This window comes from Steroidobacter cummioxidans, from assembly GCF_003104955.1.
In genome coordinates, this window is record NZ_LSRW01000003.1 from 195,802 (window position 1) to 218,077 (window position 22,276).

The 22,276-nt window shown below is 61.8% G+C and carries 20 protein-coding genes; 8 read left to right on the plus strand and 12 right to left on the minus strand.

All coding sequences use genetic code 11. From position 1 onward, the window contains the following. Window positions 1-125 precede the first annotated feature (125 nt). Window positions 126-641, plus strand: coding sequence for a YybH family protein (locus D0550_RS02220; RefSeq protein WP_116807459.1), 516 nt, complete (start codon window positions 126-128; stop codon window positions 639-641). Between the two features lie 7 nt (window positions 642-648). Here the strand turns inward: D0550_RS02220 and D0550_RS02225 are convergent, their stop codons facing one another. Beyond that, window positions 649-2,427, minus strand: coding sequence for a beta-N-acetylhexosaminidase (locus D0550_RS02225; protein WP_161965592.1), 1,779 nt, complete (start codon window positions 2,425-2,427; stop codon window positions 649-651). 344 nt (window positions 2,428-2,771) lie between these two features. On the opposite strand from D0550_RS02225, the gene D0550_RS02230 reads away from it, so the two are divergent. Further along, a complete protein-coding gene (locus D0550_RS02230) occupies window positions 2,772-4,595 on the plus strand; it encodes an outer membrane protein assembly factor BamB family protein (RefSeq protein ID WP_161965593.1) in 1,824 nt (607 codons plus the stop codon). Window positions 4,596-4,599: 4 nt separating this feature from the next. On the opposite strand, the gene D0550_RS02235 is transcribed toward D0550_RS02230, so the two are convergent. Next, on the minus strand, window positions 4,600-5,211 hold the full coding sequence (locus D0550_RS02235) for a nucleoside phosphorylase-I family protein (protein ID WP_116807462.1): 612 nt from the start codon (window positions 5,209-5,211) through the stop codon (window positions 4,600-4,602). 83 nt (window positions 5,212-5,294) lie between these two features. Between D0550_RS02235 and D0550_RS02240 the strand changes: the two genes are divergently transcribed. Further along, window positions 5,295-6,704, plus strand: coding sequence for an amino acid permease (locus D0550_RS02240; protein ID WP_116807463.1), 1,410 nt, complete (start codon window positions 5,295-5,297; stop codon window positions 6,702-6,704). Window positions 6,705-6,718: 14 nt separating this feature from the next. On the opposite strand, the gene D0550_RS02245 is transcribed toward D0550_RS02240, so the two are convergent. Next, window positions 6,719-7,588 (minus strand): alpha/beta hydrolase, encoded by an 870-nt coding sequence (locus D0550_RS02245; RefSeq protein WP_116807464.1) that lies wholly within the window; start codon window positions 7,586-7,588, stop codon window positions 6,719-6,721. Continuing rightward, a complete protein-coding gene (locus D0550_RS02250; RefSeq protein ID WP_116807465.1) occupies window positions 7,588-8,586 on the minus strand; it encodes a hypothetical protein in 999 nt (332 codons plus the stop codon). Before D0550_RS02250 ends, D0550_RS02245 begins: the two co-directional genes overlap by 1 nt. A gap of 221 nt (window positions 8,587-8,807) precedes the next feature. Here D0550_RS02250 and D0550_RS02255 point away from each other — a divergent pair, with 221 nt between their 5' ends. Both D0550_RS02255 and D0550_RS02260 read left to right on the plus strand, forming a co-directional pair. Next, entirely contained in the window at window positions 8,808-10,526 is a 1,719-nt protein-coding gene (locus tag D0550_RS02255; RefSeq protein WP_116807466.1) for a redoxin domain-containing protein, read from the plus strand. Between the two features lie 441 nt (window positions 10,527-10,967). Then, the gene (locus tag D0550_RS02260; RefSeq protein ID WP_153067003.1) at window positions 10,968-11,303 is read left to right on the plus strand and encodes a DUF8200 family protein; all 336 of its coding nucleotides are present in this window, start codon (window positions 10,968-10,970) and stop codon (window positions 11,301-11,303) included. Between the two features lie 63 nt (window positions 11,304-11,366). Here the strand turns inward: D0550_RS02260 and D0550_RS02265 are convergent, their stop codons facing one another. The 6 genes from D0550_RS02265 to D0550_RS02290 all read right to left on the minus strand — a co-directional run bounded on the left by D0550_RS02265 (window position 11,367) and on the right by D0550_RS02290 (window position 17,372). After that, a complete protein-coding gene (locus D0550_RS02265) occupies window positions 11,367-11,690 on the minus strand; it encodes a DUF2845 domain-containing protein (protein ID WP_153067004.1) in 324 nt (107 codons plus the stop codon). Window positions 11,691-11,707: 17 nt separating this feature from the next. After that, complete coding sequence (locus D0550_RS02270) at window positions 11,708-12,136, minus strand: hypothetical protein (protein ID WP_116807469.1); 429 nt, start codon at window positions 12,134-12,136, stop codon at window positions 11,708-11,710. 77 nt (window positions 12,137-12,213) lie between these two features. Further along, complete coding sequence (locus tag D0550_RS02275; RefSeq protein ID WP_116807470.1) at window positions 12,214-13,992, minus strand: amidohydrolase family protein; 1,779 nt, start codon at window positions 13,990-13,992, stop codon at window positions 12,214-12,216. Window positions 13,993-14,282: 290 nt separating this feature from the next. Further along, window positions 14,283-16,358: a PQQ-dependent dehydrogenase, methanol/ethanol family gene (locus D0550_RS02280; protein WP_116807471.1), complete on the minus strand. Its 2,076-nt coding sequence runs from the start codon at window positions 16,356-16,358 to the stop codon at window positions 14,283-14,285. Between the two features lie 113 nt (window positions 16,359-16,471). Continuing rightward, the gene (locus D0550_RS02285) at window positions 16,472-16,678 is read right to left on the minus strand and encodes a hypothetical protein (RefSeq protein ID WP_153067005.1); all 207 of its coding nucleotides are present in this window, start codon (window positions 16,676-16,678) and stop codon (window positions 16,472-16,474) included. A 52-nt stretch (window positions 16,679-16,730) separates the two neighbouring features. Continuing rightward, window positions 16,731-17,372, minus strand: a complete 642-nt coding sequence (locus D0550_RS02290; RefSeq protein WP_116807473.1) for a hypothetical protein — start codon at window positions 17,370-17,372, stop codon at window positions 16,731-16,733. A 364-nt stretch (window positions 17,373-17,736) separates the two neighbouring features. Between D0550_RS02290 and D0550_RS02295 the strand changes: the two genes are divergently transcribed. Beyond that, complete coding sequence (locus D0550_RS02295) at window positions 17,737-18,552, plus strand: class I SAM-dependent methyltransferase (protein ID WP_116807474.1); 816 nt, start codon at window positions 17,737-17,739, stop codon at window positions 18,550-18,552. On the opposite strand, the gene D0550_RS02300 is transcribed toward D0550_RS02295, so the two are convergent. Next, window positions 18,549-19,013 (minus strand): hypothetical protein, encoded by a 465-nt coding sequence (locus D0550_RS02300; RefSeq protein ID WP_116807475.1) that lies wholly within the window; start codon window positions 19,011-19,013, stop codon window positions 18,549-18,551. The two genes, D0550_RS02295 and D0550_RS02300, sit on opposite strands and share 4 nt — an antisense overlap. A 282-nt stretch (window positions 19,014-19,295) precedes the next feature. Between D0550_RS02300 and D0550_RS02305 the strand changes: the two genes are divergently transcribed. Together D0550_RS02305 and D0550_RS02310 are read left to right on the plus strand one after the other, a co-directional pair. Beyond that, window positions 19,296-19,685, plus strand: coding sequence for a hypothetical protein (locus D0550_RS02305; RefSeq protein ID WP_116807476.1), 390 nt, complete (start codon window positions 19,296-19,298; stop codon window positions 19,683-19,685). A 102-nt stretch (window positions 19,686-19,787) separates the two neighbouring features. Then, the gene (locus D0550_RS02310) at window positions 19,788-20,819 is read left to right on the plus strand and encodes a hypothetical protein (RefSeq protein WP_116807477.1); all 1,032 of its coding nucleotides are present in this window, start codon (window positions 19,788-19,790) and stop codon (window positions 20,817-20,819) included. A 2-nt stretch (window positions 20,820-20,821) separates the two neighbouring features. On the opposite strand, the gene D0550_RS02315 is transcribed toward D0550_RS02310, so the two are convergent. Beyond that, window positions 20,822-22,267 carry a DUF885 domain-containing protein gene (locus D0550_RS02315; protein ID WP_116807478.1) on the minus strand — a complete coding sequence of 482 codons (1,446 nt, stop codon included), beginning with the start codon at window positions 22,265-22,267 and terminating at the stop codon, window positions 20,822-20,824. Between the last annotated feature and the right edge of the window lie 9 nt (window positions 22,268-22,276).

Below are 22,276 nucleotides of genomic sequence, written 5' to 3' on the forward strand. Positions count from 1 at the left end.
TATGGGATATCCGGTGATGACTCCCTGGCCACGCAAATATATTCTTCCGCGCCCGAATGACCAGGGACGCATTCGCGGTGCGGTAGATCCCATGGTGGTGGCAGAGGGCAATAGGAGGAATAGGCATGAAGCGTTTGGTTTATTTCTCGAGCACGATACTGACACTGGGCGCGGTCGCAGCGAGCATCACGCTGGGCGGTTGCAGCACGCGCAGCGAAACATTACCCAAATCCGTCGTCCAGGCCTTCGAGCAGGCGTTCAATGCGGACGATCTCGACGCCGTCATGGTGCTGTTCGACGATGAAGCGCAGATCCTGCCGGAGCGTGGCGCGGCCATCACCGGTCGCGACAACATCTCGGCATTTCTCAAGGATCAGATGACGCCCGTGGTGTCATTCAACACCGAGGCAGACATGAGCCTGGTGCGCAAAGATATCGCTATCGAGCAAGGACACTACCGAGTGCGCGATGTGCGACGCGGCTCGGATGTGGAAGAAGGCAAGTACATGCACGTGTGGCGCAATCGTGGCCAGGGCTGGAAGCTGTATCGCGTGATGTACAACACCGTCGTCACGGAGCCGACGACCGTCTCCATCTCCGTCGCGCAGGCGGCAGAGACAGAGACGGACGGCACCGGTTGAGCGGTGACTACATCGAGCCACCGGCGATGTCGAGGTTGACATCGATGTCGGTGGTTCGTGAAAGCGGCTCGCCGTTGTAGAACACGGCCGCCTTGATCAGAGTCGCACGCGGCACCTCGAACACATCTCTGTAGACGGCTGACTTGGCCGTCGGCTCGGTACCGTTGATCGTGTAACGAATCTCGCCGAGCGGCACTTGCTTGGCGAGCTCGATCGCGATACGCCCACCCGCTTCGCCGCGCTTGAACGCGGTGGCGCGAAATGCCGCGTCGCTGTAACGCAGACCAAGACGCGAGTAGCGTCCCATCATTGCGACCATGCGCGGCTGGAAGTCGGGCCAGCGCAATTCTGCTGAGGGCGTCCAGCCGATTTCCGCCAAAGCGGCCGCGCGCGGGAACGTCATCAGCTCGATGGCTTCTTCGTTGCCATCGGCGCTGTTCCACACGTTGGCCTGCACGCCGATCAACCGGCCGCGGTCCTGTGCCGACAATGCGGCCGGGGCCGGATCGAACCGATACACATCGCCCAGGCTGAGCACATCTCCGGACGTGCTACGCTCGTTGAGCGCCCCGCTCTGCGGACGATCGAAGCTCAGCAGATTCGAGGACGAAACGATCACTTCGTAACCGGATGCGACCGCGCCCAACGCACCGTCCAGCCCGCGCGCCGTCATTATCACCGAGTCCGTCGGCACGCCGCCGCCGAAAATGACATCCCAGCCGACGATACGGCGGCGCTGTTTCTTGGTCAGCTCGCTGATGCGCTCGAAAAAATATCGCTGCAGGCGGACTTCGTTGACGATACCCAGCTCGCGCATGCGTGCTTGCACACCGCTCGATTGCTTCCATTGATCCTTGGACACATCGCCGGCGCCAATGTGAATGTACTCAGCTGGGAACAGCGAGGCCAGGTGCGCGATCACGGCATCGAAGAACGCAAATGTTTCTTCTTCGACGTTGTAGAGATTGGTGCTGGCGCCCGGCGAGTCCGCGGCGCGCAGCGACGGATAAGCCGTCACGGCGGCGGTTGCGTGTCCCGGCATTTCGAGCCCCGGCACGACCATGACGTTGCGGGCCGCGGCGTGCTCGACCACCTGGCGCACATCGTCGGCCGAATAGGAGCTGAGCCCGCCGGTCAGCTTGGGATATTTCGGAATCTGCAGCCGCCACGCGCGCTCGTCGACCAGATGCCAATGCAGCACATTGAGCTTGTGAAGCGCCATGAAATCGATGTAGCGCTTGATGAACGCCACCGACTGATACTGATTCGCCGAATCCAGCATCAGACCGCGCCAGCGCATGCGCGGCTGATCGTTGATGCGGATACCGGGAATACGCACTTCCTGCGCGGCCGTGGACTGCAGACTAGCCAGCTGCCACAACGTCACAGCACCATTGAACAAGCCACGCGGGTCGGCCGCCGTGACCAGGGCCGCCTTGGAAGTCACGTCGAGTTGATAGGCTTCCGGGCCGTTGCCGGCCGCGCCGCCCAATGTAAAGACAACGGACCGCTTCGGCGCTTTCTCGGCAGAACCCTGAACGATCGCGGGGCGCAAACCGCGCGTGTTCTCGATCAACTCACCAAAGTAGTGCGCGACTGCGCTCACCCGCGCGTCGCCGCCGTCGTAGACAATCTGGGTCTCGCGGTCAAGCGTGAACGAGCCGCCCTGCGGCTCCACGCTCGCCGGCCAGGGGACTAGCGATATTTCGGCAGCACGCTCGGCGCCCAGCGCGCCAGCAGCCAGGCAAAACAATAGCGAAAAGACAGCGACCAGACGGCCGATCATTATATTTCCTCCCTCGCCATACGCCTCGACCTTGAGACTCAGCCATGACTGGCTGACGAACTGCGAATGGCGAACTGTTAACTCCGCCATCCTCATGCAGGAGGTATGCCCACCGTGGCTGCACACAAATCTTATGTGGCGACCACGCCGGGGCGCGACTTTAATAGTGGCTGCAACGGGGGATCAATAAGATGCTTGCGCACACCGCGATTCGGACTGTCGCACGTTCAACATGGACCGCACTGATCGGCACATTGGCCCTGTCAAGCGCCTCAGCACAGGTGCAGGAGAGTGCGAAATCCGTAACTGCCGAGACGGCCGCCCTGGCCCGTGCTCAGGCGGCGATGGCAACACCCAATCCGGGCGAGGCGGTCTACGAGCAGAACTGCGCCGCGTGCCACAACCATCCTGAAGCCACGCGCGCACCGTCCCTGGATACGCTCAAGGCGATGCGTTACCAGACCATTCTGTATGCCTTGAACGAAGGCAAGATGAAGGTCCAGGCGTCGGCCCTGAACGCCACGCAGAAGGCCGCGGTGATCGACTATCTGGTCGGCCGCGAAGCCACTTCCGATGAGTGGCTCACGACAGCGATGTGCTCAGCCGAGCGCCGCAAGGTGAAGCTCGATGCGCCCGCGACGGTGACCGGCTTCGGCTTCGATCTCAAGAATCATCGGCACCTCACCGCCGCGCAGACCGGGCTGCGCACCGCCGATATGCGCAATCTCGAGCTGGCCTGGGCGATGGGATTTCCCAAAGCCACACAGATGCGCTCGCAACCCGCGATTGTCGGCACGACCTTGTTCCTGCCCGTCGCCGATGCGCAGCGTGCGTTCGCAATCGATATCTCAGGCGCGCCCTGCGTGCAGTGGGTTTACTCCCATGAAACTCCGCTACGAACCGGCGCAGCCTTCGGCCAGCTGCCGAATGGTCGCAAGGTGATCGTGTTCAGCGACGTCGCCTCGAAGGTGCACATGCTCGACGCCGCCACCGGCCAACTGGTGTGGATCCAGTCCGTCGGCTTGTATCCGCTGTCGCTGACCACTGGCACGCCGGCGATCCATGGAGATCGCATCTATGTGCCCATCTCACAATATGAGATCTCACTCGGCGGCAATGACGATCATGAATGTTGTCGCACGCACGGCGCAGTCACCGCGCTCGATGCGATGACCGGCAAAAAGATCTGGACCACGCACACGATGGCAGAAGCCAAGCCGGTGCGCGATCGCGGCGACGGCAAGATGATCTACGGTCCTTCGGGCGCGCCGATCTGGAACTCACCGGCCATCGATGCGAAACGCGGCGTACTTTACGTCGGCACCGGCGAAGCGACGTCGGAACCCGCAGCACCGACGACCGATGCCATTCTGGCGATCGATCTGAAAGATGGCCGCATTCGCTGGTCCTTCCAGGCCACCGAGAACGACATCTTCCTTACCGCGTGCGCACGCAATCGCGATGGGCTGAACTGCCCGAAGAACTCCGTGCATCGCGATGTCGACTTCGGTGCCTCCGTAATCATCGCGCAGCGGGCCGACGGTTCAGATGTGATCCTCGCCGGCCAGAAGTCCGGCACCGTATGGGCGCTCGATCCGGATCGCGATGGCAAACTGGTGTGGCGTCAGGATTTCGGTGAAGGCTCGCCGCTCGGCGGCATCCACTGGGGCATCGCTTATGACGGCACTCGCGTGTTTGCGCCGATCAATCGGCCGTATGCCTCGGCAGCGAAGACGGATGGCTTGCAGAAGCCCGGCCTGCACGCAGTGCGCGTCGACACTGGCGCGGTTGAATGGACCTACGCAGCGACGCCCGATTGCACCGGCAAGCGCGCCGAGCTGGTGAAAGCCTGCGCGACCAACATCGGTTTCTCAGGCGCTCCCACTGTCATCGACGGCGCGGTCGTCAGCGGCAGCCTCGACGGCTTTCTCCACGCATTCGACGCGAAGACCGGAGAGCTTCTCTACAAGTTCGACACGGCGCGCAGCTTCGAGACTTTCAACGGCGTGCCCGCGACCGGCGGCGCGATCGACAACGCCACGATCGTCGCGGCCAACGGCATGGTGTTTGTCAGTTCGGGTTATGGATTGTTTGGCCAGATGCCCGGCAATGTGCTGCTGGCATTCAAACCGAAGGCCCAGCAGGCACCGGTAACCTCATCGCCGTGACGGCTCAGGCTTCGCCGCGAAAACGTCGATACAACAGCAGAAACTGATCCGCCGCGAGCTTCAGATTGGCGTGCCAGTCTTGGCCCGAGGCGTGATCGGCACCGTCGGTCACATACTTCACAGCGGTGAAAGCCACGCGTTCGAGCCAGCACACTTTGGCGAGCGCGTAGGCCTCCATCTCCATAACGTCACATTCCATGGCGATCTCGCTCATGACAAACGAGTCGCCACTGCCGCACTCGCCGCCGGGCAGCTGAGGAAACAGACGCGGGAATTCCAGGCGGGACGGAATGGCATCTTCGAACGGCGTAACGCCGAGCGGCACCCCGAGACCGGTCACATCCATGTCACGCTGGACGAAGATATGACACTCCAGGATCGACCCGGTGACATGACGCCGGCTGCCAGCGGTGCCGAAGTTGATCACCTGCGGCATGGGTCGGCCAGCGCGCACGTATTCGGACAGTCGCTTCGTCAGTGCGTAAGCGGCGTTCACTTTGCCAATACCGGTATACAACACTGGGATGTTGGCGCGCTCGAACACGCCCTGACTCTCCAGTGGGAGCGCCATTACCAGCAACGGGTCCGGATTGCCCTGGTTGTGTACTGAAGTCATAGCCGCCCCATCATAGCAGCGACGCGTGAGCGAGCGCCCGGCTGTGCCCTTACAATGTCGCCACACGAACAACGGGGAGCGTCATGGCCTTCTGGAACCGCCGCAAGAGTCTCGAGTCCGTCAGCACCCGGCAGTCGCACAGCACGCTACGCCCCACGCTCGGCTGGCCGCATCTGCTGAGCCTGGGCATTGGCGGCATCGTCGGCACCGGCATCTACACCTTGATCGGCGTCGGCGCTGGCCTGGCTGGACCTGCGGTCATCATCTCCTTCGTCGTCGCCGGCTTGGTCTGCGCCTGCGCGGCGCTGGCATACACCGAGATGTCGACCATGATGCCAATGGCTGGCAGTGCCTACACCTACAGCTACGTGGCGCTCGGGGAATTGCCGGCGTGGTTCGTGGGCTGGACGCTGATCCTCGAATACACCGTCGTTTGTAGCGTCGTCGCCGTCGGTTGGTCTGGGTACGCGGGCGGATTCATTCGCGCGCTGGGCGTGGGCATTCCCGACGCTTTGCTGGCCGGTCCCGCCGCAGGCGGCGTGATCAACTTGCCCGCGATCGTGATTGCGTTAGCGGTTGCCGGATTGCTGGCATTGGGATCGAAAGAGAGCGCGACGGTCAATCTGATCCTCGTGTTCGTCAAGCTCATTGCACTCGCGACCTTCGTCGCGCTGGCCATTCCCGCTTTCAATGCAGGTAACTTCGAACCGTTCGCCCCGCACGGCTTCGGCGCGACCGAAATCGACGGCGCCAAGTACGGCATGATGGGCGCGGCGGCCGTGATCTTCTTTGCGTTCTATGGCTTCGATGCGGTTTCGACCGCAGCCGAGGAAGCGAAGGATCCGGGCCGGGATCTGAAGATCGGCATCATCGGCTCCATGCTCGCCTGCACGCTCATCTACATGGTTGTCGCTGCTGCCGCGATCGGCAGCACGCGCACCGAAGCGCTCGCGGCCAGCCCTGAGCCGCTCGCGATGGTGTTGCGCGGATTGGATCATCCGGCCGCCGCGAAATTCATCGGCCTCGCCGCGATCGTGGCGTTGCCCACTGTGATCATGGCGTTCATGTATGGGCAGTCGCGCATCTTCTTCGTGATGGCGCGCGATGGTTTGCTGCCGCAGCGGCTCAGCGTCGTCAGCGAGAAGTCTGGGACGCCGGTGCTCATGACAATGATTACAGGTGTGATCGTCGCCATCATCGCGGGCTTTCTGCCGCTGCAACGAATTGCGGAGGTCGCCAACGCCGGGACATTGGTGGCATTCATCGCGGTGGCGGTGTGCATGCTCGTGCTGAGAAACCAGGCGCCCAATGCACCGAGACCGTTCCGCACGCCGGCCTACACGGTCGTTGCATGGGCGGCGATCGCCGGGTGTGCGTATTTGTTCGTGAGCCTGCCGGGCGTGACGAAATTGACATTCCTGATCTGGAACGCGATCGGCATCCTGGTCTACTTCGTGTACGCCAGATACCAGAGCGCACTGGCGCGCGCGTAGGTTTGGGGCGGGCGTTACTCCGCGGAGGCCGGCTTCGCGGAGTACCGAAACATGTACTTCATCGCATCGCCGAGCGTGCTACCCCATACCGCCCACGTATGGGCGCCATCGACGATGCGCAGTTCCGCCGGCTGCTGATTCGCTCTCAGCAGCGAATATAATTTCGTCGCCTCGGCTTCGATCATGAAGTCATCGTCGTCGCCCGAATTGATATACATCGGCACCGGCTGCTTCTTCGCCAGATAGCCCTGCCACAGCGCCGGATAGTTCAAGCTCTTCCACACCTGCTCATCGAACGCCGGCGCCCCAAACGTCCCGACCTTCCGCGCACTCGAGTTCTGGGGTGGCAGCGGCTCGTAAATCGCCGGTGACAGCAACGCCGCAGCCGCGAACATCTCCGGGTACTTCAGCACGAAGCGCAGCGAGCCATAACCACCCATCGACAGGCCGCCGATCAGCCGCCCTTCACGCGATCTCAACACGCGCAGGTTCTTTTCCACTTCGGGAAACAGATCGCGGAGCATGGCCGTTTCCATCTTCTCCTTACGATCGACGTACCAGGTCACGCCGGCGTCCGGCATCACAATCACCGCCGGTGGCATCTCGCGTTTGGCGATCAACCCGTCGGCCACGCTTTGCACCTTGCCCTTCTGGATCCACTCCTTGCCGGAACCGTTGTTGCCATGGAGCAGGTACAGCACGGGATAGCGCAGCCGCGAGGTCTCGTAGCCGGTGGGCAGGTAGACCTCATACTTCCATGCGCGGCCGAGGGTGCTCGATTTGAACTCGCGAGTGAGGACCTCACTGGCGAACGCTGCCGAAGAAAGCAATAGCGCGCACGCCGCCAGCAACACAGACCGCCACACTCGATTGGATTGATGCATTACTCCGCCTTCGCCGCCGTCTCTTCCTCACGCGCCCCGGACAAGATCCCAGGCAACGCGTAGTTGCCTTCGTGACAAGCATACTCGTAGATGTTCGCGTTCGCCGGCACGAACGGCAGCTCACCGGTGATTCGCTCGGCGAATGTTGCGGGGTCATCGACCGTGAATCGATACACGATCTTGTCCTCCGCCACCCGCGTAAATCTTTCCGTGATCACCGCCTGCTCCGATGAGCCTCGGAAACTCTGCTCCGGGCGGAAGTTGCGCGTTTCGACGACGAGCGTGTCGCCCTCCCAGTGACCGATCGAATCCCCCATCCACTTGCGCACCGAGCCCGGCACGTGCTTGTCATCGATGCGAATGATACGCGCGTCGTGCACCATCTCGACCAGGATCATCACGTAGCCCGGCGACTGCACGATCTGGTAGTAGCTGTTGTACATGACCGGCAGCATCGGCGGCCCCGACGCGTAACCGAACGACAGCAAACATCGCTCGCCCAGCGCCCGCCCCTCTGGTCCATCATTCGAACGCCCTACCCGCGTCTCCGCAATTCGTTGCTGCGCCGAGGCGGTGAGCGGCGGCACGCGGCCGTTGAGCGGCTCAATGATCATCGACGTTCGATACTCCCCATCGATGAGCGCCACACTCATGCCGCGATCGGTCCAGAACAAGTTGTAATTGCCGACCGGCGGCAACGATGCAGCCGCTTCGATTTTCTGGTCCGGATCGCTCGGCTTCGCATCAGCCTCGACTGCCGCGATCGCCGCTTTGCTGATTGCCGCTGCCTCTGTATCGGTGAATGCACGGCGCATCCCGAGCTCTACTGCGCGCTCCATCGGAGTCGCCGTGGCGTTGGTCCACACACCCTGTAGATCAGGCGTGCCATCCGCGAGACGCGGCGGCTGATAGCGGCGGCCCGCGATCTCTCCCGAGTGCGCCGCTGTTGTTACCACTGCAAGCGCAACGGCAATACTGCTCAGCAGTCCTTTGTTCATCCCCCACCTCGTCGAGCGTCGATTTGTGACGTAGCACGCAGCTGTCGCGAAATTGTATCGATACGTCAACACGACCCCGTCGCAAGACACACACAAGATTTATTAAGAAACCCCTTCACGCACGATTTAGAGCCCGCCCGCGCGTGGACAGCGCGCATGCTCCGCAGCAGACTAACTAACGCCAATTCAGTTTGTCGGCCAACCAGTTAAATGGAATTCACATGCGCAACTTTCATTGTGCCGGGCTCCTGCTCTCGTCGATTCTGCTGAGCCCTCAGGTCCTGGCCGCGGCCGATGTCGCGGACAATTTTCGCCTGACGGATCATCACGGCGTCTCCCACGAGCTCCACTATCTTTCTGACATGAAGGCCGTCGTGCTGCTCGCGCAGGGCAATGGCTGCGACGCGTCCCGTCAGGCCGCCACCGCTGTGCAGGCCTTGCAGGGGAAATATGAGTCGCGGGGCGTAGCGTTCCTGGCGATCAATTCGAACCTGAACGATGCATTGCCAGCAGTCGTCAAGGAAGCGAACCAGGCCGGCATCAAGCTACCCATCCTGCTCGATGGCACGCAGCTGGTCGGCGAGTCGCTCAATCTCGCCAACAATGGCGAAGTGCTGGTCTTGAATCCCAAGGGCTGGAAGATCGCCTATCGCGGCGACGCCAGCGGCATCAGCAGTGCGCTCGATGCAGTGGTCGCAGGCAAGCCCGCCCCGGCCGCGACAGCCGCCAAGGGCTGCGCGATCAAGATGCCGGAGCGAGAGAAGCGCAGCGCGCACACCAACATTTCCTATGAAAAGGAAATCGCGCCGCTGCTGATGGACAAGTGCGTGGTGTGTCATCGCGAGGGCGGCATCGGGCCTTGGCAGATGTCGAACTACGACATGATCCGTGGCTTCTCGCCAATGATTCGCGAAGTCGTGCGCACGCAGCGCATGCCGCCGTGGCATGCGGATCCGCACTATGGTGTGTTCAGCAACGATCGTGGCTTGAGCCCGGCGCAGGCAAAGACGCTGGTCCACTGGATCGAAGCCGGCTCGCCGCGAGGCACCGGAACGGACCCGCTGCTGGCACAGAAGAAAGACTGGCCGAAGTGGGAGCTGGGCGAGCCGGACCTGATCGTCGAGCTACCGCCATTCACAACGCCGGCCACAGGCACGATTCCGTATCAGAACATCAAGCTCGACAATCCGCTGGACCGCGACGTCTGGGTGCGAGCGATCGATTTCCTGCCGGGTCAGCGAGCGGTGCTTCATCACATCATCGCGTCGGCAGGCGGCGAGATTCGCGGCAACATCAGCTTGAACAACTACGTGCCGGGCGCGCAGCCGCTGCAGGTGCCCAAGGACAATGGCATCTTGCTACCGGCGAAGTCGAAGCTGCATTTCCAGGTGCACTACACGCCAAACGGTCAGGTGCTCACGGACGTGACGCGCATGGGCCTGTACTTCATGAAGGCGCCGCCGAAGTACAACTTCCGCAGCATGATCTTCGTCAACACCAAGCTGAAGATTCCGCCGAACGACAAGTATCACGTGGAGAAGGCCGAGCGTAAGTTCGACCAGGATGCCGTGATCTTCAGCCTGCACCCGCACGCGCACTTCCGAGGCAAGTCATCGAGCTTCGTGGCGCACTATCCGGATGGGCGTGAGGAGACGCTGATCAACATTCCGACCTACGACTTCAACTGGCAGTCGACCTATGACCTCGCCAAGCCTCTGACCGTCCCGGCCGGCACCCGCATCGTCTACACGCAGGTGTTCGACAACTCGGTGCAGAACAGGGCGAACCCCGACCCGAACCGTGAGGTCACCTGGGGCGAGCAGACCTGGGAAGAGATGGTGTTCGGTGTGATTCGCTATCGGAACGTCAAGGAGGATCAGAAGCAACAGAGCTCCGAGCCGAATCAATCCGACCTGTTCACCTCGATGCCTGGCACCTGACCCTTACTGCAGCGAGCCGGGGCAGTCTCCCGGCTCGCTCTGCCCGCCCGCTGTTATATTTCGTTACGTTCGCCAACATTTCTTTGCGGCCGTAACGACCTCGTCGGCTCTCTTACGCATCATTCGCGCCGTCGCCCACCAGCGAATTTTGCGCGCGACTCGTTACCCCACCTTGCAGTGCTAATCTTTCTTTCATCATTCTTCACAAACACCGTGAATCCATGCATCATAGGCGTGCGGCCCGAGAAAAATAGCTACTAAAACGCCGCCTCCCTACAGCAAAGAAACATTTAGCGCGCGCGCATACATCACAAAACGCGCAGCTCATTCCTGAGCGCGAGGCATTTCACTCGTGCTGAAAAATCCATTGGCTCGCTCTCTTGCGCTGCATACAGTGCGGCCCATTCGAACGCACCTGTTGTGAAGCAAGGAGATTTGACGATGCGTATGTGGGCGATGGCGAGCGCGGTGGCGGTCTGCACTCTGGCGATGAGCAATCTGGTTTCGGCGGCGGCACCGGCGTACCACGCCCAGGCGACGCTAGTGACGCCAGTATCGGCTGCGACCGAAACGGAAGTCTCCGGCGTGACGTGGCGCTGTGAAGGCGATCAGTGCGAGGGCAAGGGCGACCGTCGCGGCAGCCTGGATTCGTACATGAAGGAGTGCCGCAAGGTGGCGGAAGCGCTGGGCGAGCTGTCGTCTTATACGAGCCGCGGTCGCACCATGAGCAAGCGCGACATCCAGAACTGCAACAAGCTCGCCGGCAAGGCCGAGTGATCGAGTCGATGTGAGTTGCGTGCGGCCGGGCAGCGCAGCCCGGCCGCACTTGAAGAGAGCAAATCAGCTGTCAGCGCGCGTGATGCTGATGATCTTGCCATCCACGACGACGACCGCCATCGGCAACGCTCTCGACGAAGCCCGATAGATCCAGCGCTCCGTGACCGTCACTTTCCCGGTCTTCACCCGCGCGCCGTTGACGCTGGTCATGTAGACGTCGTCCTCGGTGGTCTCCCGGCTTTGTGGCTCGCCGCACTTGCTGAGCAACTCGCCGACGGTCATGGACTCGTTGACGACCCATTTGCCACAACGCATGGAATCGGCGCTGGCGACCCCGGGGGCCACCAGCGCCGCAAGGCAAAGCAGGCGATATAGACGGTTACGCAATCAGCTTCGCTGCCTGGTTAGTAGTCGCTCGCATATCGATCGCGCTTGCTGTCACGTGATCGCATTTCGCGCTCCACGTCGAGGTAAGCCTCGGTGACCGGACGGAAGTCCCGTTCCGCTTCCCGGCTCTGCGAGCGCTCCACCTCGTCTCTCATCGCATGATAGCGTTTCGACAGGTCGTTGAAAGCCTCGCGCACATCTTCCTTCGAAGAATCGCGATCCTCGACCGTCCGGCGGAAATCACGCGCCTCGTCCGCCAGTTCGCGAGCATCACCCTGGAAACTCGAGCGCGCATCGCCATTACGTGCCTGCGTGCGCAGAGCCTCTGCGCTGCTTTCCAAACGACTCGCCGAACTGCTCAAACTGCCACCAGTCGTGGCGCAGCCACCGAGCGCCATCAGTCCGACAGTCGCAGCAATCAACAAATGGTTCCTCAAGGTCGACATTGCAAACTCCCGCCCTCGCACGGGCTACCGATGTGAGTTAGCAACGAAACGGACTTGACATAGGGTCGGTTCCGCCCTCAGCGCGGCAACACACCGATACTGCGGTAGAGCGCCTCCACCTCGTAAACTTTGCCGTCTTTCACGACCAGATCGGTATTTCTGATATCGCTGATTCGTCGCGCTGGATCGCCGTCGACCAGAATCAGATCGGCAAATTTTCCAGGCGCGATAGAACCCAGCTCGGCGTCGCGCCCGAGGACTTTCGCGCCGTTCAATGTCGCGATACGCAAGGTGTCAGGTGCTGAGATGCCCGCCTGGACATACATTTCCAATTCACGATGCAAGGTGAACCCCGGCAGATTGTCGGTACCTGCAACCAGCGTGATGCCCGAGTCATACAGCAGCTTGATCATTTGTAACAACGCGTCGGCCGAGGCCTGATATTGCTGTTCGCTGCCTTTCGGAATCGGCAAGCCACCGGTGAGCAACGAGCGCCGGATCTGCGGCGGCAGGCGGCTCGCGATCGGCGCATACCCGGGCCCGACGGTGCCAGGCTGCCTGGTAAACATGGTGTACAAAATCGTCACGGTAGGATCGAGCGAGACGCGCTTGTCCTTCATCAGCTGCACGAAGGAGCGCACCTCGGTCGAATTGAGATCCAACTTCGACGCGCGCTGCGCGACGGTGGTGAAGCGAGCCGGCGTGCGTGTGTCTTTCACTTCATCGAAGAAGAAGTTCAGGAACACGAAATTGATGTGTTGCATCTCATCCGCACCCGCCTCGATGAACTGTCGCGCCGTCATGTTTGCAGGCACGTGGCCACCGACGTGCAGCCGTTTCTCGTGCGCGAGTTTGGCGATGACGGGAACCAGCTCCGGCTTGATGGAACTGTAGATCTTCACGCCCTGAAACCCCAGCTTGGCGTAGTTATCGACGGCCTCGCGCGCCTGGGCTTCATTGTCGATAAGCACCTTCGTCGGGCCGGCGAACGGGCCCGGCCCTTCCATGATGCCGGACATGAAGATGCGCGGGCCCATTTCCTCGCCTGCCTCGATGCGACGTTTCGCGTCCAGCAGCGTATCGGCGTCATTGGCCATGTCACGCACCATCGTCACACCGGCCGCCAGGTGCTGTATGCCCTCGTTATCGCCGATATGCACGTGCATGTCCGCCAAGCCCGGCAACAACGCCCGGCCTCGAGCATCGATTCGCTCGGCACCGGCGGGAATGGCGACTTTGCCGTCTGCGCCGACGGCCTTGATGCGATTGCCCTCGATGAGGACGGTCGAGCCTGGCACGGACTGGCCGGTCTGCGAGTCGAACAGATTGGCGTTGACGATGGCGAGCGGTCCTTTGGGGGTCCGCGTCAGCGCACGCGCGTTCTCCTGGATGCGAGCGTTAGCGCGCTTGCTCTGCAAATCCAGCAGCTGGGGAACGCTCGATTCCCAGCCTTCGAGGATGAACGAGGACCAGTTACTCACCGAAGCAAAGAAGGCGCCGTTCGGATCGAGCCAGATCGTATCAGGCGCGAAACCGAGACCGGAGATTTCGTAACTCACAACGCGTCGCGAGCCCGCGGGCGACTGCAATGTCACTTCATCACCACGTCGCAGCGCCGCTTGCCCCTCCGGCAGCAGCGCCAACTTCTGCCCCTCCGCCTTCAGTAGTGCATTGGCGAGCAGCGCCCCCTCCTCGGGTACGCTTTGGAGGCTGAGATAAAATGCCGGCGCAGTGAGCTTTCGCTCCCCGCTCTCGGCATCGTTCTTCCAGCGCGCCACGCTCTGCTCGAGCGTGAACGCCTCGTTCACAGGCGCCTTCAAATAGTCGTTGCCGCCAGTCTGCACCGAGACCGGCAAGCCTGCTTCGTTGAGCTTGATACGAGCGGTGATCTTCGGCCCGCGACCGCGATCGGTGAACTCATAGGAGACTTCGCGCGTGCCGTCGGGGCGACGGTGGCTACTTGTATACCGGCCTTGTTGCCGCCGAGGAGAACGGTGTGGCGAGTCTCGGCGGCGAGCGCTGGCAAAGAGACGATTGCAGCAAGGAAAGCAACCAAAGCCATTGGGCGAGGCATTTCGACGTTCCGTGACTGGTTTGCAGTGCACGGAGTCTGCCAAGGTGTTAGCTCGGCGCCAAGACTTCCCGCCTATAGCGCGACGGCCAGAGACACCAGATAGGCTCGGATCTCCTCGGCTTGCGCCGGCGTCAGCGTCGAGCCGAACCCCACCATGCCCTTACTGGCCCGCACGCCGTCGATAACGATCGACTTGAACATCTCACGATCGACGATCGTGCTGGAATAACGCAAATCCGGAATCGCCGTCTCGCTGCGCGCACTCATGCCGTGACAAACCGAGCAGACGTTGTCGAACAAGCGCTGACCGGACGCAACATCACCTTCCGCGTTGGCGCGACGCACGTCCAGCGGCTTGCGCGCAGCGTTGGAAATCAGCGCTGGCAACGCAGCTTTGCCACCGATCTTGAACGTCACGACACGACCGAACGCACTACGAGCCTGCGACGTACCCAGAATGCCCGCAACGGCCACACCGCCAATGCCCGCCAGCGCCGACACGTATTGTTCACCATCCAGCTCGAACGTCACTGGTCCGCCGAGAATCGCGTTCTGCACATCCTGTGACCACAAGCGCGCGCCGGTGTCGGCGGCGTAAGCGTTGAACATGCCGTCGACCGAGCCCTGGAATACCAACTTACCCGCGGTCGTAAGCAAGCCGCCGTTGCCCGCTCGCGGATAATTCACTCGCCACACTTCGCGCTGAGCGACCGGATCCCACGCGAGCAACATCGCGCCACCTTTGCTCTTCGCCGCGTCGGCCACAGTCTTGGCATTCGCAGGATCGCGCGAGAGCTGAATGCCCGTGTTCCACGTCCGATCGCGGAACTGGAATGCGTCGTCGTGTTTGTAATAACTCGACGCTTCCAGCGCCGGGATATACGCCAGCTTCGTCTGCGGGCTGAAAGACATGGGATACCAGTTATGCGCACCCAACGGCCCCGGCGACACCATCGCCGGCTCTCGCAGATAACGCGCCTCGGGCACCATGCCGGGCCGGCCGGTTTTCGGATCGAGGCCCGTCGTCCAGCTGACGTGCACATAATTCTTGGCGTGGATGAACTCGCCCGTGGCGCGATCGATCACATAGAAAAAACCGTTCTTCGGCGCCTGCATCAGCACCTTGCGCACTTTGCCGTCGATAGTGAGATCGGCAAGGATGATGTGCTGAGTCGCAGTGAAATCCCACGACTCCGCCGGCGTTGTCTGGAAATGCCACACGTACTCGCCAGTCGACGGACGCAGCGCCACGATAGAAGACAAATAAAGATTGTCGCCCTCGCCGTTGGAGCGGATCTGGTGATTCCAGGGGCTGCCGTTGCCCACGCCGATATACAGCAGATCGAGCTGCGGATCGTAGGCCATCGAATCCCATACAGTGCCGCCGCCACCGTACTTCCACCATTCGCCGTGCCACGTTTTCGCGGCACGCTCCAGCGCCGGGCTTTCGAAGCCATCCTTGGGATTGCCAGGCACCGTATAGAAGCGCCACACCATCTTGCCGTCGTTAGCATCGTAAGCGGAGACGTAGCCGCGCACGCCCATCTCGCCGCCGCCGTTGCCGATGATGACTTTGCCGGCGATCACCCGTGGCGCGCCGGTGATGGTGTAACGTTTGGTTGGATCGGTTGTCTGCACGGACCACGCGGGCGTGCCGGTCGTGCGATCGAGCGCGATCAATCGCCCGTCGAGCGTGCCAACGAATACGCGATTGCCCCACGCCGCGACGCCCCGGTTGACGACATCGCAACAGGCATCGATGGCTTTGGCACCGTCGACTTTGGGATCGAACCGCCACAGCTCGCGACCGGTGCGCGCATCGAGCGCAACCACTTTGCTCCACGCCGATGTGACATACATGACGCCGTCGATCACCAGTGGCGTCGCTTCCTGGCCGCGCGTAGTGTCGAAGTCGTAGAACCAGGCGAGCTTCAGCTCGTTGACATTACCTTGGTTGATTCGCGACAGCGGGCTGAAGCGCTGCTCGTCGTATGTGCGGCCGTGCGTCAGCCAGTCAGCATTGTTGCCGGGAGCCGCGAGCAGGCGGGCGGCATCGACTTCGGCAGCGCCGGCCGACGAATGAGCGAGCACGACGCCGAGCATCGCGCCGTGCAAAACGTGCTGTACCGCTGAACGGAATGGCCGCATCGAATCCCCCAAGCATCAATCCGCGCCTCGCTGGCGGGCGCGGTTGGGGGAATCTTATACGTGCGGCCCCGGGGGAAGCTCCTCGGAAACGACGAGGAGACTCATAAGAAACGTCAGCGTAGCGACTGGCGGGCGATATTGAGCGCCGCTTCGAGGATGTCCGCCATGCTGTCGGATTTATTGTACGACGGCAGGTACACCCACATCTTCACCACGTCCAGCGACGGCTCGGTGGGCGTGTCCTTCTGCGACTGCGCGCCGACTTCCACCGACAGCGCGCCGCTGCGCAGGAAACTGATCGACATCACTTCCAGCTTCATTGCCAACTCCATGCCAGGTTATCGTTGATCCATCGCAACGGCGCCGCGAACCTCAGAATTTGGCTTCGACGCTGAAGCCCATGAAGTTCACACCGCCACCGGTCTCGCTAAACACACCGAACACGCTGGAGCGATGCCACACCAGGAAGCCCACCGAGGCGTCCTTGATGGCGCCGCCCTCGAACAAGCCCTCCAGTGCCCCGAACTGCCGCAGCGGCACGTCGATGGTCCACTCGAGATAATTCATCAGCTTCTCCGACCTGGCATCCTTGGTGGCGAAGTCACGCACCTCGCTCATCGGGATGCGCGAGACGTAGCTGAGTCCCTCAGCCAGCCCGAGCCGGATTTGCTTCTCGGTCCACGGCAAACGCCAACGATAGTGGGCCTTGATGAATGTCGTGAGACCGTAGCCATCCTGCTGATAGCCCCGCTCATTCAGCCACTGCACACCCACGTTCGCGGTCATCTCGATCGGCAGCGTGAACAGCGTATCGCTGTACTGGTAGCCATAGCTCGCGCCGACCAGATAGTTCGACTCGGGTGACCCGTCGAAGTCGCCGATCATCACCGTCCCCAGATCGGTCTCGGACGACTTGTTCCAATGCACTCGCAGACTCTGCTCGCCCTTGGCATGAGCCAGCGGGCTCAGCAGGGTGGCAGTCAATGCAATGGCGGCGAGTGAGCGACGATACACGTTGGGGTTTCTCTCGATTGGCGCTTGAGCACAGGAGCAAGACGGGGCCAGAAAGGCCGGCCGCATCTTAGCTACTGTCACTTTGAGGCGCTGTCCGATGAAACCTTAAGCGGCGGTAGTTTGGCGCGGACAGGCGACCACGAATGTGACGTGGTCGCCATTCGCGCGGTCGGGATTACAAAACTCTACGAGCCTTGGCTCGAGATTCAGCTTCCGGGCACGCTCTGGCCCCCTGCAGAGTCGCCTGTTGCAGCCGGCTGGATAATCAGGCGTTCGATTAATAGCGGGTGGGCGGATGTGTAATGGCTCCAGAGCCGGCGAGCTGAGCCTTTGCCGGCGGCAGCGGCTGGCTCATCATGCAGCCATGAGCAAGCACCGCAATCCGCAAGCCGAGCAAATGGCAGACGAGTCCATGGTCCGCAATCTGCGCGCGCAGGCTGAAGCCATCTGGCCGCAGGAGCAATCGTTGCTGGGGCGTTACGGCCAGCCGTCACACATTGCCGACATCGGCTGCGGCAGCGGCGAGATCACCAGCCGCCTGGCCGCGCGTTATCCGCAAGCTCAGATCGTCGGCGTGGATATCCTGGAGAGCTCCGCAGCCTACGCCCGTCGAGTGCATGCAGCACTCGCGCCTCGTGTGCGCTTCGAGCAAGGTGACGCGTTCGAGCTGAAGTTCAGCGACGCACAATTCGACCTGGTCGTGTGCCGTCACATGACGCAAGCGGTGCCCGAGCCGGACAAAGTCATCGCCGAGCTGTATCGGATCTGCAAACCCGGCGGCTGGCTGCACGTGCTCAGCGAGGATTATGGGATGTTGCACATGCCTGTCGGTGCAGTGGATCCGGATCGGCTGTGGCATGACGGCGTCGTCGAATATACGCGCCGGACTCACACCGACGCCCGCATCGGCCGCCGCACCTGGGCAATCATGAACGATCTGGGGCTGCGGGAATTGCACGTCGATTATGTGATCGTCGATACGTTGCGCGTGCCCCGCGAGACCTTCGCCACCATCATTCAGGCATGGCGCGACGGCTATACGGAAGTGCTCGCTGAAAACAGCAAGCTGACGATCGACGAGCTGCGTGCGCTGTTCGATCAAAGCATCGACGCGATTCTGGATCCTCGCCAGTACGCGGTGTGGCACATCCCTGTCATCAGCGGGCGCAAGCCGTCTTAGCGCCTCCAACCGTAATCGAACTCGAATCTCAAGCCGATCACTCGGGAATCATCCAGCGTCACATCGGTGCCGTGGGCTCGCTCCGCTGGCGTCGGTTGTGACAGTGCCGCCGGCTGCTCATCACGATACGTCAGCTGCCAGGCGTAGCGATGTTGGAAGTCCGGCAATTCGGCGCGACTGTGTCCGTCATGGACGCCGTAGGCGGCCGCATATTCGGCCACGGTCATGGTATCGATCGCGTCGCCTTCGACGACGGAAACGCGGTAGGACGGATATAGGCCGCGCAGCGCTTTGACGACGAACGCGCCGGCAGCATCGACCGCCGCTGTCACATCGACGCGACCGGTGGGCTTGTCGTCTGGCACTCGCTCGCAGTCCTCACACGCCTGGGCGCGCGGACTGATGCTGAGCACGACAATAAAAAAGGCCGCCAGTTGCACAGCGGCCCAAAAGCGGTCCATCCCTTATCTACTCCCACTCGAATGGGGCACCCACCCTTTGATGGATATGTACGCCGCGAAGCGAGAGTTGCTCAAGCGCCGGACCGTGCATACGGCATCAGGCATTCCCTGAAGCGGATGACAGACGTTACTTAGAGCCTCGGCCGGCATTGTGTTGACAACGCAAACTGGCGAGGGACAATCGCGCCCGACTGCTGCAGCGATTTTGCGTTTCCGGCAGGGCTGAACTTCTTTCAATGAAGGGTCGTATCAGCTAGCAGCCGGAGGAAGGGAAAAATAAGGATGGGACAGCATACTCAGGGACCCTGGATCGTCAGTCTCGATCCGCGTTATCCCAACGAGCCGTGTATCGACGCAGTCATCGATGGTGTGGTCTGGCATATCGCCCTGTGTCACAACGCCGTCGGCCCCGATGACGCAAGTGCAGAAGCCAACGCAAGGCTGATCGCCGCCGCACCCGAGCTGCTCGCTACCCTGAAGGACGCCCTGCCGCTGTTACGCGCCGAGGTCGAGAATCAATCGGCGGCGAGCGCCGGGCGACCCGCCGTTGAATCGATCAACCTGCGCACCGCTCGTTCGCGCTATGAGGCGGCGATGTCCGTGCTGGCAAAAATTGACGGCGCGCCCCCCTGTCGTCCACGCCGTGCAAACCAGCCGCTGCGCGGAAATTAATCCGCGAAGCTGAAGAACCGTCAACGCCGGGCCGGGCGGCGCGTGGCTCTGCAATACTCGCCGCACTCGATCGTTTCGATCATCACGGAAAGGCGGCACGCGATGAAATCGGGCCACACGGCGAACTCATTTCATTGGTGGGCGGCAGTCGGTCTGACATTGGCCTCGTCCGCGGCCCTGGCCGGCACCTACAAAGCGCCGCGCACGGCTGACGGTCACCCCGACCTGCAAGGCATCTGGACCAACGCCACGCTCACGCCGGTCGAACGCCCCAAGATGCTGGGCAACAAACTGGTGCTGACCGAGGCTGAGGCGCTACAGATGGAAAAGCGCATGCAGGACTTTGCGGCCGAGTCCGATCGGCCCAGCGATCTGAACCAGGAGCTGCCCAAGGGCAACGTCGGCGGCTACAACGTGTTCTGGTTCGATCCCGCCAACAAAGTCGCGACGGTCAACGGTCAGCGGCGCAGCTCGCTGATTACCTTTCCCGAAGACGGCCAGGTGCCCGCGCTGTCGGAGCTCGGCCAGCAGCGCCTCGCGGCCCGCTCCGCTCGTGCCGCCAAAGGTGCATTCGACGGTCCGGAGCAACGCGCCGTGGGTGAGCGCTGCCTATTGGGTTTCGGCAGTAACTCGGGCCCGCCCATGCTGCCGGTTATGTACAACAGCAATTATCAGATCGTGCAATCGGCCAACACCGTGCTGATTCATGTCGAGATGGTCCACGACGCACGCATCATCCGGCTCGGCGGCAAGCATCTGCCGGATCACGTGCGCAAATGGATGGGAGACTCGATCGGCCACTGGGAAGGCGACACGCTGGTGGTCGAGACCACCCACTTCAATCCGGCTCAGCCGATTCAGATCGGCCAGGGCGCGAGCTACCGCCTGATTCCCATATCACCGAAGCTCAAGGTGATCGAGCGCTTCACGCGCACCGAAGCACAGACCATCCATTACGAGTTCACGGTCGAGGACCCCGACACGTTCAGCACGCCGTGGCGTGGCGAGATTCCGTTCCATTACACCGACCAGCCGATCTACGAGTACGCCTGTCACGAAGGCAATTACGCGCTGCCCGGCATCCTTGCCGGCGCGCGCGAAGAAGAAAAAGCCGCAGCCCAATCCAAGCAGTGACGTTACTGCTTGGCCGGCACGAACTCGGTCATCGCGGCCTGCTCCAGCAGATCGAACGGCAGCAGGCCTTGATTGACGATGAAGTCATGGAACGCCTGCGCGTTGAACCGCCCCGCCTGAGCCAACTCAACCCGCGTGCGCAACGCATTGAAGCGCGTGTAACCGTAGTAATAAGACGTCGCTTGGCCTGGCGCACGGAACGTATAGCGATCCACTTCCTGTTTAGCCCGGGGCTCGGACAGTACGACTTCGTCCATCAGGAAGCGCATCGCCTGCTCGGGCTGCAGCAGTCCAAGATTCAACATTGGGTCGAGGAACGCACGCGCTTCGCGGAACATGCGCGCTTGTAACGAGCCGACGCGTCCTTCCACCGGCAGATATTCCTTCATCACCGCTTCGGCATAGAGCGCCCACCCTTCGACGTTCGCGCTGTTGAATGCGAACACGACGCGCGCCGTCGACACCCCGCGCTCGAGCATGCGGGCAAACTGCAGCTCGTGACCGGGACGGGCTTCGTGCGCCGTGAGCGTCCAGGCAATCGCGTCATAGCTGTAGTCGTCCATCACGACGCCCGGCTTGGCATTGGGGTTGGACGTGGGCAGCACGAATTCGGCCGGCTCGCCGGTGTTGCCAATCAATCTCGGCGGATCGATGTGAGGCGCGGGCTGCGCCGCCGATTCTGCCTCGGAGGCCAGGCGAATCACCGCCTCGCGCTCCGGCAACGTGACGATGCGCTTGTCACGGACGATCGTCTCGAGTTCACGCAACCGGTTCTGATACAAGCTCAGCAGCTGGTCGTTCGGAATGCGCTCCTGCTTCAGGCGCCGGATGACATCTCGATAATCGGACTCCGGCCAGTTGCGTTGCTTCGCCAACTCGGCAGCGGTCAGTTTCAATTCATCGCGCGTCTGGACGTAGTCCGCGAGCGCACGCTCGATGAGTTCCTGCGGACTCATGTCCACACCGAAGTTTCTGAGATTGTCAGCGTACAGCTCCGGCGGCAGCTGATTGGTCTTGCGTGCGCGCGGCAGAACGGTAGCGCGCGCCCAGGCCTCATACTCGGCGAACTGCTTGCGCAGCGTCTTCATGTCACGCTGCCAACCCTTCAAGCCGCTTTCCTTGAACAACTCTTCGGTGCCGTCGAGATAGCGAGGCATGTTCTTGAGGTATTGCTCAGCCTCGACGACCCACGGACCGATCAGCGACGAATCGCCGGCGCGCTCCTCATAACGTGCACGAGCCAGCGACGTCAGCGCCTCATAGCCCTTCTCCGCGCCGACGTAGCGATGCAAGCGCACTACCGCCGCCTGCTGCCGCTGCTTGTCGACGCGCGGATCGAGCAGATCCTGAAAACTCTGAAACACCAGCTGACCGACATCCTGGAACGGCAGCAGCAAGCGATCGTTGAGCTCGAGCGTACGCCGCTGATCGNNGTCTCTTATACACATCTGACGTGC

Coding starts and splice junctions, on each gene's coding strand:
- D0550_RS02280 (WP_116807471.1), bottom strand. CDS start 16,358: ATGCGGCCATTCCGTTCAGCGGTACAGCACGTTTTGCACGGCGCGATG.
- D0550_RS02230 (WP_161965593.1), top strand. CDS start 2,772: ATGGCAACACCCAATCCGGGCGAGGCGGTCTACGAGCAGAACTGCGCC.
- D0550_RS02225 (WP_161965592.1), bottom strand. CDS start 2,427: ATGATCGGCCGTCTGGTCGCTGTCTTTTCGCTATTGTTTTGCCTGGCT.
- D0550_RS02250 (WP_116807465.1), bottom strand. CDS start 8,586: ATGAACAAAGGACTGCTGAGCAGTATTGCCGTTGCGCTTGCAGTGGTA.
- D0550_RS02245 (WP_116807464.1), bottom strand. CDS start 7,588: ATGCATCAATCCAATCGAGTGTGGCGGTCTGTGTTGCTGGCGGCGTGC.
- D0550_RS02240 (WP_116807463.1), top strand. CDS start 5,295: ATGGCCTTCTGGAACCGCCGCAAGAGTCTCGAGTCCGTCAGCACCCGG.
- D0550_RS02270 (WP_116807469.1), bottom strand. CDS start 12,136: ATGTCGACCTTGAGGAACCATTTGTTGATTGCTGCGACTGTCGGACTG.
- D0550_RS02310 (WP_116807477.1), top strand. CDS start 19,788: ATGAAATCGGGCCACACGGCGAACTCATTTCATTGGTGGGCGGCAGTC.
- D0550_RS02260 (WP_153067003.1), top strand. CDS start 10,968: ATGCGTATGTGGGCGATGGCGAGCGCGGTGGCGGTCTGCACTCTGGCG.
- D0550_RS02235 (WP_116807462.1), bottom strand. CDS start 5,211: ATGACTTCAGTACACAACCAGGGCAATCCGGACCCGTTGCTGGTAATG.
- D0550_RS02300 (WP_116807475.1), bottom strand. CDS start 19,013: ATGGACCGCTTTTGGGCCGCTGTGCAACTGGCGGCCTTTTTTATTGTC.
- D0550_RS02295 (WP_116807474.1), top strand. CDS start 17,737: ATGAGCAAGCACCGCAATCCGCAAGCCGAGCAAATGGCAGACGAGTCC.
- D0550_RS02220 (WP_116807459.1), top strand. CDS start 126: ATGAAGCGTTTGGTTTATTTCTCGAGCACGATACTGACACTGGGCGCG.
- D0550_RS02305 (WP_116807476.1), top strand. CDS start 19,296: ATGGGACAGCATACTCAGGGACCCTGGATCGTCAGTCTCGATCCGCGT.
- D0550_RS02285 (WP_153067005.1), bottom strand. CDS start 16,678: ATGAAGCTGGAAGTGATGTCGATCAGTTTCCTGCGCAGCGGCGCGCTG.
- D0550_RS02255 (WP_116807466.1), top strand. CDS start 8,808: ATGCGCAACTTTCATTGTGCCGGGCTCCTGCTCTCGTCGATTCTGCTG.